Raw genomic sequence first — 14672 nt, 5'->3', positions numbered from 1 at the left:
AATCTGATCTGATAGAGCCTCTGCTCTTTTTATGTGTATCTTTCTCTATATTATCCGCAATTACTTTCCCCATCAGGTTTAACCTGGTAAAAAGTAAGTATACGTTTGTCAAAAGAAGCTGGTTAGATAAGGGCTGGAAATAGTACTTTTTGTGCACACACGTAACGTATAGTCTATGCAGATTATATAGTTATTTTTTTCTAATGTCATTGCTCAAAATGTTCCAGAGCGTATCTGCATGTTCAAATATTCACTCCCTTTATGCCTTTATTTACAATAAGGCATTTATTGTATGACCAATTTCTTCAATATCCTTCTATTCAAGGAGCTGGAAAATTTATTTAATCTCTTCTATACTTAGAAAGCGACTCTTTATAATAGGCACTTCTAACTCTATGAATTAAATCGGAGGGTATCTTATGATGCAAAGACGTATAGTCGCTCCTCGTATGCTTTATGCAACATTCGCTTTTGCGCTATTACTAGCTCTTCTGGCGACTGGTGCGGCCACTCAAACCGCTGGCGCGCATGCATCGAGCCATGTTAATCCTCTGGCGGTGGTTAACCCCCATCATATTTATGCTGGTGCTATTCAGGATAAGACCTTTAGATGCCAGTCAAATACTGCCGCTGTGCGTTGTTATGGTCCCAAACAGATTCGTAATGCTTATAGTATTCAACCACTATTAGACAAAGGAATTACTGGAAAAGGTCGTACAATTGTTATTCTAGATGCTTATAGTGCTCCCCATATCCAAAATGATCTTCATTCTTTTGACCAGAATTTTGGCCTGAACGATCCTACTCTCAATATTATTCCTGGACAAGGTTCGCTGACCCCATTTGATGGCAGCGCTTTGCAGGAGGGTTGGGCTGGTGAGATCGCGTTGGACGTAGAGTGGTCTCATGCAGTTGCTCCTGATGCTACCATCGATTTGGTGTTAGCTAAGAGCAGCGACGACAATGACCTGGTTGCCTCATTGCAGTACGCTATTGATAACAACCTGGGCGATGTCGTTTCGATGAGCTTTGGTGAAGCTGAGAGTTGCCTGGATGCGGCAACCGCGCAGAAATGGCATCGTGCTTTCGAGGCTGCCAGCAAGAAGAACATCACCTTGTTTGCATCTGCCGGTGACCAGGGTGCGGCGCAGCCCACCTGTGATGGTAGCTCCTACATTCTGTCGGCTTCTTCACCTGCCAATGATCCTTTTGTCTCAAGCGTTGGTGGTACCCAGCTGGTAGCTGATGCCACTACCGGAGCCTATCAGAGCGAGGTTGTCTGGAACGAGCCCGATTTCGGTGCTGCTGGTGGTGGTGGTTTCAGCAAAGTGTATGCCAAGCCATTCTATCAGTATGGATTGGCGAATAACCCGACTAATGAGCGCGGTGAGCCAGATGTGGCCTACAACGCAGCCATCAACGGCGGCGTGTTGGTCGTCACCTCTGATAGTGGGGCTCCTGCTGGATCAGTCTTCATTTTCGGTGGTACCAGTGCTGGTTCCCCACAGTGGGCTGGCATTATTGCTCTGGCGGATCAGCTCGGCAATAAAAAAGTTGGCTTGATCAACCCTATGCTGTACTTGATCTTTGGCCGTGTTAATAGCATCTACTCTGCAACCTTCCATGACATCACTTCTGGCAACAATTCTTACACCTTCGCCGATGCCAATGGCAACCCGGTGACTATTCAGGGATATGATGCCAAAAAAGGTTGGGATGCTGCAACCGGTTGGGGTTCACCTATCGTCTCCAAGTTTGTACCATTGCTGGTTCTCTTTACCGGTGGTGCACATGCCCATGATTTTGATGCCCAGAAAGCTACTATGAAATAAGTAGCGATTCTGACACCCCTATGACAATAGGGGTGTCAGAATCCTCCCCGATATTGTTATCAGCAAAAAGAGGGCCTCCTGCTTACCTGTGTAGCAGGAGGCCCTCTTTTTGTCGGTGGTCGATACAGAACTCGAATCTGTGACCTCTACGATGTCAACGTAGCGCTCTAACCAACTGAGCTAATCGACCATACTATGAATTCCCGATAGTTAAACACCAGTTATTCTGAGTGGGCGATACAGAACTCGAATCTGTGACCTCTACGATGTCAACGTAGCGCTCTAACCAACTGAGCTAATCGCCCTTAACGCAGACAATAATAGCATTGATCTTGCATATTGTCAAGCGCTTTCCAGGCTCTTTTTGAGGGAGCCAGGGGCTATGAGGATGCAAGATACTATGCTAAAAGGCATGTTTATAACTTAATAGGTTACGTAAGTACTAAAATAAACCGGAGTGGCTTGATTCTATATGAATACGATGTTATAATTTTTCGTGTGTCGAGAACCTCTATTTGCTTATTCTCAATAAAAAAATCTATTGCCTTTGTGTCGGATATATCAGTATGCATCTATAAAGATGTAGTTTTTATTTTGTGCCAGCCTCGATTCGATATATCCGCATACGCATTTTCGAGGGTAGCGACCACATGGCCTTTTACCGTCCCTACTTTTCTTAGGAAGGTGTGTCCTGTATGCTTTTTTCAGCCCAAGGACGGATGCTGAAGGTAACACGTGGGCCTGGCGGTCACCGTGATAGCCGTAAGTGGGTAAAAATTGTTGGTATATTTCTGCTTTGTCTGGTTATTCTTGTAGAGTTTGCACCATTTACAGCTGCTCCTCCCGTGAGCGCACAGGCACATGTTCAAAGCACTGTTGATTCGTGTAGTAGCTCCTATTTTTCTCCTGACGGTAATCCCTATATGCTCTGTCCCGGTCCTTATCCTCTGGGCGGTAATTGTGTCTGGTGGGCCTGGGAACAATGGCATTTGCTAGGTTACGACTTGCCAGTAAACTGGGGCAATGCCGCTGAGTGGGCTACTGACGCGGCTCGTTCGGGTCTTACGGTTGGTACCACACCGCGTGTTGCTTCGATTGCTGTTTTTCCTGTAGCTGATGGTACGTGGGCCTCCAGTCCGGCGGGACACGTGGCTTTTGTTACATCAGTGAGTGCTGATAATTCTACTTTTGGCGTTACATATCAAAATTTCGGCGATGTCAGGTATATGTATGCTGATGATAACTATAGTGTAAATGTGATTAATCAGCCGCGCTATCAGAATGGACAGCTACGTTTTATCTATTTCCCGAGCAAAGTTGATAGTAAGCTTTTCGCGCAACTCCCAGGCATAGGAAGCTTTGGGGACCCGGCCGCAGCCATTAACCAGGCCAATAGTGCTTTGAATACCTCCTCTACTACCAATACCTCTTCTGCCAATGTCAATGGTGTAGCCAGTAATAGCGATATGCAGCAGCAACAATCGACCTATACCAGTGATCGTATCGCGTTGGGTCTTGCGCCGGCTTCCTCTGACCAGGAATTTAACGCAGACTTTACCGGTACAGATTCCAGTACATTGCTGCTCTACAATCGGCAGCGGGGGAGTATACAGATCTATAAGTTGAATCAGCAGCGATTGCCAGCGCAAAAAGTGCGGCCGCGTGTAGACGATATCCCGTCGAATGATGAATTGCTGCATGTGCCGGAGGCCTCTTCGCCACTGGTGGATCTGGGTGATGCCACCACGCCTGCTGGCACCTGGGGTTCGACTCTGGATATTCACGTGGGGAATTTCTCTGGCGCCAAAGCCTCTGAGATTTTGCTCTATGACCGCGTGGCTGGCACTATACAGCTGTTGAGTCTGGACGCCAACTTTCACATCAAGAAGCATGTGACACTTCCCAATATTGGACCAGGCTGGGAAATTTCGGTTGGACGCTTTAATGGCAAGAGCAGCGGCCTCTTTATGTATAAGCGCTTTTCAAGCACCACGCCAGTGGTTGACCCAAATGCTCCCGATCCTTCTGCCACCAATCCAGTTGATCCTTCGCTGCCTGGTCCTGGCTCAACCGTACCGACAAATGGACCAGTCGTGAAGTCGACGCCAATTGTGAAGTCGACACCAACCGTTAAAGCGACACCAACGGTGAAGTCGACGCCGACGGTGACGCCGACACCAAAGCCAACGGCAACGGTAACACCAAAGTCGACGGTGACGCCGACACCAAAGCCGACGGCAACGCCGACACCAACACCAACGGCAACACCAACACCTGCTGCAGCGGTGTCTCCGACGGCAACGCCAACGCCGGCGCCAGCAGCAACGCCAGTGTCCACGCCAGCACCAACCCAGGCTGCTACTCCGGCGGCCACTGCCAGACCGAGCGTTACTCCCGCCGCGCAGCAGACCGTGCAATACAGTTATGTTATGCCAACAAATATTATGGCCGACACTCCTCCTGATAAGGGTGGAGATTTAAGCGGGAGCCAGCTGGCGGAGTGGGAAAAGCAGGGTCGCTCAGCCAATGTCAGGCTAATGGATTTCAATTCAGATCTGAGTATTCATCAGCAGCAAAGCTATACCCTCTGGCATTCCAGCTGGGAAGTCTATGTTGGCCGTTTTGTCAACGCGCAGCAGGATGGCATATTCCTGTATGATCGCACGATGGGTGAGGACCGCATCATGGATTTCGATCAGAATCTGGGGGTGCGTGACTATCATGAACAGCATAATCTGGACGGAAACTGGGTTGTCTATAGCGGCGATTTCATCAACTCGGGCCGTTCTCAACTGCTCCTGTATGATCCAGGTAGCGGCGACATCCAGTTGCTGGCCTTTGATGCACAGTTGCAGCTTTCTCAACAAAAGCTACAATCGCATGTTGGAGCCCATCAGGTACTATATGTAGGTCATTTTGGTCTACCGACTTTGAGTGTCATGCTCTACGACTCTCAGAGCGCCCAGAGTACCTTCGTGGCCTTTGATCAGAAGCTAGATATTGCCCATCAATATCTAGTCAAGACCTGGGATCAGCGCTGGCAGATTCTCGTAGGCGCCTTTACCAATCGGGCCAATTGCACGCAGGGTACGTCATGTGCCTCCAACGATACCATTCTGGTGCTCAATCGCCAGAGTGGACAACTCGAGCAATACGTGTTCTCGTTTGGACGAGAGTTTACCGTCTACGACAATCGTATTCAGTCTTTCTTACGCGAAGGAGTTCCCGTTCAAGAACACGTGCAGTCGGTTGATACGACCGTTTTCAGCATGGTTAACTCGTTGACCACAAATATTCGCAACGAAGAGCTCTATTAAGGATAAAATCGTGGTACAATAAAACCACTATGCGACACGTATTTTTGATAGGGCTGTCTGGAAGCGGAAAGAGTACGGTCGGGCGTCTACTGGCGCAACGGTTAGGACGTCCCTTACTAGATGTCGACGCGCTCATTGAACAGGAGTATGGAGAGCGCATTCCGGCAATTTTTGCTCGACATGGTGAGGAATATTTTCGCACACTCGAAGCCCGTATGCTGGCTCACGCAGTGCAACAACCAGATGATGCCATCATCGTTACCGGTGGTGGCATTGTTGTACGACCAGAGAATCGCGCGCTGATGGCTCGGCATGGTGTGCGCGTTTTTCTGCATGTTGACCCGCAAGAATCTCTGGCTCGTCTGCAGGCACAACATCGCAGAGAGCAACAACAAGGTCAGACTCTGGAAATACGACCTCTTCTATCTGGTGCAGATCCTCTTGCCAATTTACAAAGGATGCTGGCGGCCCGTGAAGCCTGGTATCGAGAGGCTGAGCTTACCTGCCTGACGCAAGGCAAACAGGTGAAGCAGGTGGCCGGGGAGATTATAGTTATGCTTGAAGATCTAACGTCCCAGGAGCAGGTAGCTCCAATTGTGCGCCATGTTCATGTGGGCACAGGTTATGACACGGTGGTTGAGTGGGGTGGATTGCAGCGGCTGGGGACCTACCTTAAACAATTGCAACTGCCCCCACGCGTATTTATCGTCACTGATAGCAACATCCACGATATATATATCCCTGCACTGCTGCCACAATTGACCGCGGCAGGCTTTGAACCACACGTGTATACGATACCTGCTGGAGAGGGAAGCAAATCGCAGCAGCAACTCTCCGCCATCTATGACTGGCTACTGGAACAGCATGCCGAGCGCCGCGAAGCGCTGGTAGCACTCGGCGGTGGCGTCGTCGGAGACCTGGTAGGATATGCTGCCGCCACCTATTTGCGCGGCGTGCCCTTGATTCAAGTTCCCACCTCATTACTCGCGCAGGTAGACTCCGCCATTGGTGGCAAAACGGGCATCAATCATCCCCGTGGCAAAAACCTGATCGGCGCTTTTTATCACCCCCGCCTGGTTTTAGCCGATCCGGCCACGCTCCTTTCCCTGCCAGAGCGTTCGCGTACAGAGGGATGGGCAGAAATTGTAAAGTATGGTATCATACTTGACGCTGAGTTGTTCGCCTTACTAGAGGCGCACGCAGACACATTGCGAGATTTCTCCAGGCCACCTGTGGCGTTGCTCTGCCAGATCATTGCACGCTGTATCGACTTGAAAGTTATGATAATAGAAGAAGATGAGCGAGAGCAGGGCCGACGCGCCATTTTGAACTATGGCCATACCTTTGGTCATGCACTGGAAAACGTTTCCGGCTATGGCGAATGGCTGCATGGCGAAGCCGTTTCGCTGGGCATGGTGGTGGCGGCGATGCTCGCCCGCGAGGCTGGCCTCTTTGGTGAGCAGGATGTCCTGCGGCAAAATCGGCTGCTAGCAGCCCTGGGATTACCGATCACCTATCGCGGCTCAGTGTATGGGCGCGATATTCTGGCAGCCATGCAGCTAGATAAGAAGGTTGTTGGTAAGCAAGTGCGTTGGATTATGCCCAAACAGATCGGTGAAGTCGTGATCACGCCGTTACCGGATGAGTCGGTAGAACACATCATTGCGACATTTATGGGAGAAAAGTAGGGATAGATGCTGAATTTCCTCATTTTAAGTGGGCCGAACCTTAATATGCTGGGTACCCGAGAACCCGAAATTTATGGTACGATGACCCTGGAGCATATTCATGATGCTGTACGCCAGCGTGCCACCGCTTTGGGTGTCAGCGTTGCCTGTTTCCAATCTAATCATGAGGGCGCCCTGATCGATTACATCCAGCAGCAGCGCGAGCAGGCCGCCGGCATTGTAATCAATCCAGGTGCATTTACCCATTATTCGATCGCGCTACGCGATGCTATTGCCGACGCAAAACTGCCAACGATCGAGGTTCACTTAAGCAATGTCTATGCACGCGAAGAGTTTCGGCATCATTCAGTGATTGCTCCTATTTGCCGTGGACAAATAGCCGGCCTGGGATGGCGAGGCTATGTCCTGGCATTGGAAGCCTTGACAGCATTGGTAAGCGAGTAATAGAAAGAGATTGGCTATGGGTCAAGAGAGCATACAACAATTTCGGGCGTGGATTGCTGAGCAGAACCTGGATGCTTTTTATGTGACGCAACCACAGAGCGCTTCTTATTTGAGCGGTTGGTTGAACGATGAGGAAGGGGCTGGTTCTGTCATTGTCAGCGCACAGCAGCAGATCTTGCTGACCAATCCACTATATGGTGAGGTTGCCGCACGTGAAGCTGCAGGTTGGCATGTGGTGATTCCCCCCAGTCGCAACTACGCGCAGTCGATTGCTTCTCTGGCTCAAGAGCATGGCTGGCAAAAGATTGGGTTTGAATCTACCGCGGTGCGTTATGCCGATTTTGAGTTGCTGCGCCAGGCCGGTGAAGGGATATTCAGTCTGCATCCATTTGAAGAAACCATCGTCAATCGCTTGCGCTACATCAAGCAACCACACGAGCTAGAATTGCTGAAACGCGCGATCGCCATTACCGACGAGACCTTCGCTCATCTGTGCCAGTGGATTCAGCCAGGTATGACCGAGAAAGATGTCGAATGGGAAATCTCGCGTAAAATGGTGGAACTGGGTGCAGATGGCACCGCATTTAACTCAATTGTCGCTTCCGGCCCCAATGGTTCTATGCCTCATGCTATTCCTGGTCAGCGCCAGATTCAGCGTGGCGAGTTGATTACGATTGATATGGGTGCTCGCTATAAAGGTTATTGTGCTGATATGACTCGAACTATTTGCCTGGGCGAGCCAGCTGAACCGCGCATGAAAGAGATTTATGAGACCGTGCTGCGCTCAATGAGAACGTGCGAGCAAGGCTTACATGCGGGTCTCTCTGGCCGTGAAGCCGATGCACTGGCGCGCAATGTTCTGGTAGAAGCTGGCCTGGCCGAATATTACATTCACAGCACAGGCCATGGTGTTGGTCTCGAGATTCATGAGAATCCCTCTCTTTCACAACGTGCCCCCGAAGATGTCAAATTACCAGCAGGCTCGGTCGTCACGGTTGAGCCAGGTGTCTATATTCCCGGGTGGACTGGTACGCGTGTCGAAGATTGTGTGTTGATTAAAGATGATGGTGTTGAAGTATTAACGCAGTCACCGACTGAACTGGTGATTCCGCGCTAAAGGAGATTTGTATTCATGATTTCAACTGGTGATTTGAAAAAAGGCATCACGATTGAATTTGAAGGGCAGCTCTGTTCCATCCTGGAATGGCAGCACGTGAAAATTGGTCGCGGCGGCGCTATTGTACGTATGAAACTGCGTAATCTGCGTACCGGTGCAACGGTAGATCGCACCTGTGACGCTGGCGATAAATTTAAACGCATTTACCTGGATCGTTCAAATGTGACCTATCAATATCAGGAAGGTGATCAGTATCATTTTATGGATACCAGCACCTATGACGATATTGTTCTGACCGAGGCGCAGTTAGGCGATGCCAAAGATTACCTGATTGACAACCTGGAGCTGGACATCATTCGCTTTGAAGAAGAGCCAATCTCTGTAGAGCTCCCTGAGAAAATCGTATTGCGCGTGACCTACACCGAGCCAGGCTTTAAAGGTGATACCGCCACCGGTGGTACCAAGCCTGCAACCACAGAGACTGGCCTGGTGGTACAGGTACCGCTGTTTATCTCAACGGATGACCTGATTCGTGTCAATACCACTACCGGCGCCTACGTTGAACGCGCCTAGCAGGAGACTATAGGGAGCAGGAAGGTGAGGGCACGTCGCGATCAAGCGCAGTATACCATGCTCAAGCGGCTGGTTCCTATCTGCCCACCTTCCCGCCATTGGCAGGAATTGAAGAAAATTTTTATCAACGCCAGCTAGCATATATGGAGTCGTTCTATGGACCACAAGAATCCTTATGAAGTCGAAACCATCGCACGTGAAGACGCCGCCGAAGCCCCCCGGGTTAGCATCGAACATCTAAAGCGCCTGGTACAATTACTGGACGCGAGCGATGTCTCCGAAATTGAAGTCAAGCGGCCCATGGAAGGGATGCAGCTCGTGCTGCGGAAAGCGAAAGCGCAGACCGGTAGCGAAGCTACTGCCTACGCCGTTGTCTCATCTGACGAAAGCGATTCGATCCAGCCAGAAAAAGCCGCTGCTGAGCCCAGGCATACAATCAACGCGCCACTGGTAGGTATCTTCCACTCCTGGGGTAAGCCCAAAGGGAATCCACTGGTTGCCGTTAGTGATCGCGTTAAGCCAGGTCAACTGGTTGGCACTATTCAATCATTAAATGTTATCAATGAGGTAGAAAGCACCATTGCTGGTAGCGTCACCGAAATTCTGGTTCAGGATGGTCAGGCCGTCGAATATGGGCAGCAATTATTTGTGATTGATAGCTCAGAGGAGGCATAAGCTTTATGCTCTTTCAAGACTCGCTCGGAGCCCCGTCGGCAATCAGTGTCTCCGCCCTTTCATTGTATCTAAAAGAGCTGCTGGATACTAACGACATCTTACAAAATATTTGGGTGCACGGTGAAGTCTCGAATTGTAAAACTTATCCATCCGGACACTGTTATTTTACCTTAAAAGAGGGCGAGGCCCAGTTATCCTGTGTTTTCTTTAAGCAAGCACGCTTGCGTACAGCGGCACCCTCTTTGCGAGATGGGATGGCTCTGGCAGTCAATGGCCGTATAGCGTTCTATGAGCGCGATGGCAAGCTGCAATTTTATGTCAATGCAGTCATGTCGTTGGGTGAAGGAGCACTCTTTCGTAAATTTGAGCAATTGAAAGCGCGGCTGGAGGCCGAAGGCTTATTTGATAGTGAGCGCAAGCGTCCATTGCCAGAGCAGCCAGCTACGATTGGTATCGTAACCTCTCTACAGGCGGCTGCTTTGCGCGATATGCTACGTACATTGCGCAATCGCTATCCTTTAGCGCAAGTTATTCTTGCACCCGCCCAGGTGCAGGGGGCTGAAGCTCCTGCATCTATTGCTATGGCCCTGGATCTGCTTAACGAGCACGGCGAAGCCGAAGTGATCATCGTTGGGCGAGGCGGTGGCTCGATTGAGGAGCTATGGGCGTTTAACGAAGAAATCGTCGCGCGCGCAATTGCTCGCTCCCGCATCCCGGTCATCAGTGGCGTCGGCCACGAAACCGATTTTACGATTGCGGATTTTGTGGCTGATTTCCGGGCTTCCACACCGACGGCTGCAGCCGCAGCCGCTGTGCCTGATATTACGGACTGGCAGATCGAACTTCAAGAGAAACAACAATTGCTGACCGCGTTAATCATAGAGCGGATTGAAGATTGCAATGTACAGGTCGCGCAGGCTCTGCGCGAATTACAACGTGTTAGCCCTGAGGGCACAATTGCGCAACGCCGTCAGCAACTCGATGAATGTACTGAGCGCCTCCAGACCTATATGCGGCATATCATCTCCCTGCGTGTCGAACGGCTGCGAGGAGTAAGCCTGCAACTGCACTCTTTAAGTCCACTATTAACCATTGCTCGTGGTTATGCAGTGGTACGGCAGCAACGCGACCATGCGGTAGTAACCAGTACCCAGCAGGTGCAGGTGGGCGATACATTAACTATCCAGGTTCAGGATGGACAGATAGCGGCACAGGTTCGGGATTCAGTAGAAAAGATTTGATAGGTGATAAGATGGAAACGCTGTCATTTGAAGAAGCTTTTGAGCGGCTCGAAGCTGCTATTGCTGCTCTACAAGAAGGAAAAATGCCACTTGATCAGGCATTGCAGCGGTATCAGGATGGTATGCAACTGGCACAGTATTGCAATGAGCTTTTGCAGCAGGCTGAACTCTCCGTGCAGCAGCTCAGTGTGGATGAGAGTACTGATACTCCCTCTCTTTCACCCCTTGATTTATAGAAAAGGGAGTAGTGAAAACGTATGATAAATAATGGCTCGCTTCTGGATAATCGCGTGCTGCTGGCGGCTTTTCTTGCCTGGGGAGTTGCGCAGGTGAGCAAAACCGTGCTGGAATTATTCAAGCAACGTAAATTGGCCCTGAGTCGGCTGGTTTCTTCTGGTGGTATGCCCAGTTCACACTCGGCCCTTGTTACCGGGCTAGCCACAGCCGTTGGTCGGCAGGTAGGAATCGCATCTCCTGAGTTTGCGATTGCGCTTGTGCTGGCCAGTATTGTAATGTACGACGCTGCTGGTGTGCGCCGCGCCGTCAGCATTCAAGCGCGTATCCTTAATCAAATGATCGAAGAAGCCTTTCAGGGCAGCCCTATGGCGGCAGAGAAGCGCCTGCGTGAATTAATTGGGCATACGCCAATTCAGGTTTTCGTAGGGGGATTGCTAGGGATTGCCATTGGTCTGTTATTTACCGCCTGATGCTCTAAATAGATGGTAAAAAATATTATGCGTAGACATTTCTCTACCTTTCACTGCCGAAGGACGCCAGTTCTGGCTACGCATAAATAATGACGATAGTATGAGGGCAGCCCTTAGATTTCCTCTATCCTCACCTTGCCCATACTGACTTACAGTATCTCCACAGATGTCTGCAGCTGCAGGCTAAAATTGCGCCAGCAAAATTTGAGCCTGTAAAAAAAGCTATGTCTTGTACAAAGAGTTCTGCAATCAGGAGTTGAGAAAGCTTATCTATGTATGTGTACTCTACAAATTGTGACGCATTACCATATTGGCACATTGCAATTTATAGGTGCATAAGGTATAGTATTTATCAGACGATAAGCTGAGTCTACATTAATAGCGGTTTTCTTGTTGCTTTACCGGGATAAATATGCCTGAACAGCTTAGGCATCAATAGCTTGTTTATTTATAAGCAAGCGTTTTATCGACTCCTATGTACTTATAGTGCATCCCTCGTTTATAAGGCTACGTAGTATTATCATTGATTTGCGCGATGGCAATAAAGAAACAATTATACGCATGTCATAAATCTTCATGCGAACGGCGTTTATTTGTTAGAAAAATGGTTTCAAACCATCATTTACAATAAAATATTAACCTATGTAAAAATTCTTACTTTTTGAAACTTTCGATTTTGTACATGCGTGATGACGGACGGCGACCATAGCGTTGGGAGGAGACAATGAAATTACTGATCATCGATAGTGATCGTGATTTGGTTGAGATGCTTACAAGTTGGCTAAAAACGTTAGGCTATGAAGTCTACCGTGCCTATACAGCCGAGCGTGCTCGAATGGAATGGTTAGAGCAGCGACCAGACCTGGTGATTATGGATACCGCTCTTAAGGACGTGGACATGCTGGCTCTGTGCCGGGATCTACGTACCAAGCATGATGCATTGACATTAGTAGTTACAGATGGGAAAGATGTGCATGATGAAGTGCGTTGCCTGGAGTCAGGAGCGGATGACTATTTGCGGAAACCATTCTTTCCATCGCAGTTGCTGGCTCGTATTCGAGCAGTCAGCCGTCGCTCACGAGGCACCCTGGAGCGTCGACCATCTTCGCTCATCCATGTGGGCCCGATTTGCGTTGACTCTCTACACAATGAAGTAACTGTAAACGGTAAGACCTGTCGCCTTACTCCTACCGAAAGTAAAATGTTACACTTGCTAGCTATCAATGCTAATGATGTCTGCACAGCTAATCAGATCGTGACCCATGTATGGGGGTATGATGGTGATGGAGATGCCTGTTTGATCAAAGCGCATATCCGCCATCTGCGTCAGAAGATAGAACCAGATCCAGGTCACCCTCACTATATTCTAACGGTGCCTGGCGTTGGCTACACCTTGATCCGTCGTTCAGCCGAGGATGATACGGTTCGCCCTCTGCGGATGGTTTCTGTGTAAATATGTTTTGCTCCTGCACAGTTAAGAGAGTCACAAACTCTGCCACGTTGGCCCTCTGGTCGCTCGCCAACCCTGGGGCCACGCCCTCAAACTTTTTTAGGTGTTGTGCAATCCATGTATTACAGCGTATGGATTGCATAACACCTGGAATTACTTGGGCGCACCGCAGGTGCGAAAATGCGAGCATACTCACAAGCTCTAATTTCCTATAACAAGCTCGTATATTCCTTGTAAAAGGAGTGTTCAAATCTCCACTCCTCTCCTTTTAATATCACCCCGATTTGAGTTGCTTCTCCATCGCTTATACACGTGTGTGGTCCTATACTTAGAGCTGAATATTCTAATGTATAGAGAGAAGATATGTACTATCCAAGAGAAAGAAAAAATTGTGAACAAATATACAATGTGGCCGAAGCAATGTTGCCTCTGCCGCGTCTGGCACCCTTACGCCGGGTGCCTTTAAGATATTCTTCTCTATTGCCTCTGCATATGATATTGCGTTACCAGTGTATCGTGATAGGAAAATCAAAGGGATCTATAACTGTCGCGTTCACTGACCAGAAGAGTTTATATATTCTTCCACTGATTGCTGATTTGACCGGCTGCCATGTTTTTCCTGTTACCATTGATTCATGCCTTATGCGTTTGCTGTTGCAGCGTCTGGTGCGTGCGGAGAGAGAGAAACGCTGGGGTAGATATCGTTATGCTGAGCGTGTGCAGATTGTGGATGGCTCTGTGCAGCCTTCTCTACATACAATGATACAGTTTCTTACTTCTCCAAGTATGAAACTGTATCAGAGAGATAAATGAATAGGCATATTATAATGTATTAAGCACCACCGCGTGCAAAGATCATTACTGGAACTGTGAGAAAGATAAGCTTCAAATCGAGCCATATCGATTGTTTTTTGAGGTATTCAATATCCATCTCAACCATATTCTGAAACGTTACACGTGAGCGCCCAAAGACCTGCCAGGTGCCGGTCAGCCCCGGTCTGCCAATCATGCGCAACCATTCATGTGATGTATAAAGTTCTACCTCATAGGGCAGTGGAGGTCGAGGACCAACCAGAGACATTTGACCTATCAGCACATTCCAAAACTGGGGCAACTCATCCAGGCTGGTTTTACGGATAAAGCGGCCTATTTTAGTAATACGTGGATCTTGAACATCTTTGTACATCATTTTGCCAGTAGAGTCTTCGTTGAGTTTTTGGCCATTCATGTATTGCAGAATTTTTTCGCGATGAGCCATCTGGTCGCTGTTTACATACATAGATCGAAACTTAAGCATTTCGAATTCGACCCCGTTTTGCCCGATCCGTTTCTGGCGAAAAAAAATAGGGCCTTCGGAGTTCAATTTGATACAGATTGCAACAACAATACCGACCAGCAGTACAAAGGGTGCGATGAGAAGTGTAAAAGCAATATCAAGTGCACGCTTTGCTCTCAAGTAGCCCGTATTGATGCTGATCGTTCGGACGGGCGCCGATTGAACAATCATTGTAGCCTCCCCCAAAGTGCAGACATGAGGTAAAACTTTGTATGTTCACCTTGCTCTGTTAATTCTGATTTCAATATTATATGACTCAGGTGTACAATCGGTGAGTATTTTTATGGAGATA

13 protein-coding genes and 2 tRNA genes are annotated in these 14672 nt (G+C 48.9%); 12 read left to right on the top strand and 3 right to left on the bottom strand.

Annotation, left to right across the window (positions count from 1 at the left end):
• The first annotated feature begins 419 nt into the window (after positions 1-419).
• The gene (locus JMI88_RS11465; protein WP_201361961.1) at positions 420-1832 is read left to right on the top strand and encodes a S53 family peptidase; all 1413 of its coding nucleotides are present in this window, start codon (positions 420-422) and stop codon (positions 1830-1832) included.
• Positions 1833-1948: 116 nt separating this feature from the next.
• On the opposite strand, the gene JMI88_RS11460 is transcribed toward JMI88_RS11465, so the two are convergent.
• Both JMI88_RS11460 and JMI88_RS11455 read right to left on the bottom strand, forming a co-directional pair.
• Positions 1949-2022: transfer RNA gene (locus tag JMI88_RS11460), tRNA-Val, on the bottom strand.
• Between the two features lie 41 nt (positions 2023-2063).
• A tRNA-Val gene (locus tag JMI88_RS11455) sits at positions 2064-2137 on the bottom strand.
• A 390-nt stretch (positions 2138-2527) separates the two neighbouring features.
• Between JMI88_RS11455 and JMI88_RS11450 the strand changes: the two genes are divergently transcribed.
• From JMI88_RS11450 to JMI88_RS11400, 11 genes are all read left to right on the top strand, one after another.
• Complete coding sequence (locus JMI88_RS11450) at positions 2528-5149, top strand: CHAP domain-containing protein (protein ID WP_201361960.1); 2622 nt, start codon at positions 2528-2530, stop codon at positions 5147-5149.
• 29 nt (positions 5150-5178) lie between these two features.
• Complete coding sequence (gene aroB / locus JMI88_RS11445; protein WP_201361959.1) at positions 5179-6837, top strand: 3-dehydroquinate synthase; 1659 nt, start codon at positions 5179-5181, stop codon at positions 6835-6837.
• 6 nt (positions 6838-6843) lie between these two features.
• A complete protein-coding gene (gene aroQ, locus JMI88_RS11440) occupies positions 6844-7281 on the top strand; it encodes a type II 3-dehydroquinate dehydratase (protein WP_201361958.1) in 438 nt (145 codons plus the stop codon).
• 16 nt (positions 7282-7297) lie between these two features.
• Positions 7298-8398, top strand: a complete 1101-nt coding sequence (locus JMI88_RS11435; protein WP_201361957.1) for a M24 family metallopeptidase — start codon at positions 7298-7300, stop codon at positions 8396-8398.
• 15 nt (positions 8399-8413) lie between these two features.
• Complete coding sequence (gene efp, locus JMI88_RS11430) at positions 8414-8971, top strand: elongation factor P (protein ID WP_201361956.1); 558 nt, start codon at positions 8414-8416, stop codon at positions 8969-8971.
• 156 nt (positions 8972-9127) lie between these two features.
• Positions 9128-9646: an acetyl-CoA carboxylase biotin carboxyl carrier protein gene (locus JMI88_RS11425; protein WP_201361955.1), complete on the top strand. Its 519-nt coding sequence runs from the start codon at positions 9128-9130 to the stop codon at positions 9644-9646.
• Positions 9647-9651: 5 nt separating this feature from the next.
• A complete protein-coding gene (gene xseA, locus JMI88_RS11420) occupies positions 9652-10887 on the top strand; it encodes an exodeoxyribonuclease VII large subunit (protein ID WP_201361954.1) in 1236 nt (411 codons plus the stop codon).
• 11 nt (positions 10888-10898) lie between these two features.
• Positions 10899-11123, top strand: coding sequence for an exodeoxyribonuclease VII small subunit (gene xseB, locus JMI88_RS11415; RefSeq protein WP_201361953.1), 225 nt, complete (start codon positions 10899-10901; stop codon positions 11121-11123).
• A gap of 21 nt (positions 11124-11144) precedes the next feature.
• Positions 11145-11594 (top strand): divergent PAP2 family protein, encoded by a 450-nt coding sequence (locus JMI88_RS11410; RefSeq protein WP_201361952.1) that lies wholly within the window; start codon positions 11145-11147, stop codon positions 11592-11594.
• 724 nt (positions 11595-12318) lie between these two features.
• A complete protein-coding gene (locus tag JMI88_RS11405) occupies positions 12319-13047 on the top strand; it encodes a response regulator transcription factor (protein WP_201361951.1) in 729 nt (242 codons plus the stop codon).
• A gap of 360 nt (positions 13048-13407) precedes the next feature.
• Positions 13408-13857 (top strand): GspE/PulE/PilB domain-containing protein, encoded by a 450-nt coding sequence (locus tag JMI88_RS11400; protein ID WP_201361950.1) that lies wholly within the window; start codon positions 13408-13410, stop codon positions 13855-13857.
• 19 nt (positions 13858-13876) lie between these two features.
• Here JMI88_RS11400 and JMI88_RS11395 read toward each other — a convergent pair whose 3' ends face one another.
• Complete coding sequence (locus JMI88_RS11395) at positions 13877-14551, bottom strand: sugar transferase (RefSeq protein ID WP_201361949.1); 675 nt, start codon at positions 14549-14551, stop codon at positions 13877-13879.
• Between the last annotated feature and the right edge of the window lie 121 nt (positions 14552-14672).

Source organism: Dictyobacter formicarum (assembly GCF_016587435.1).
Note: the sequence above shows the minus strand (reverse complement) of the source record. Positions and strands in the feature narration are given on the sequence as shown.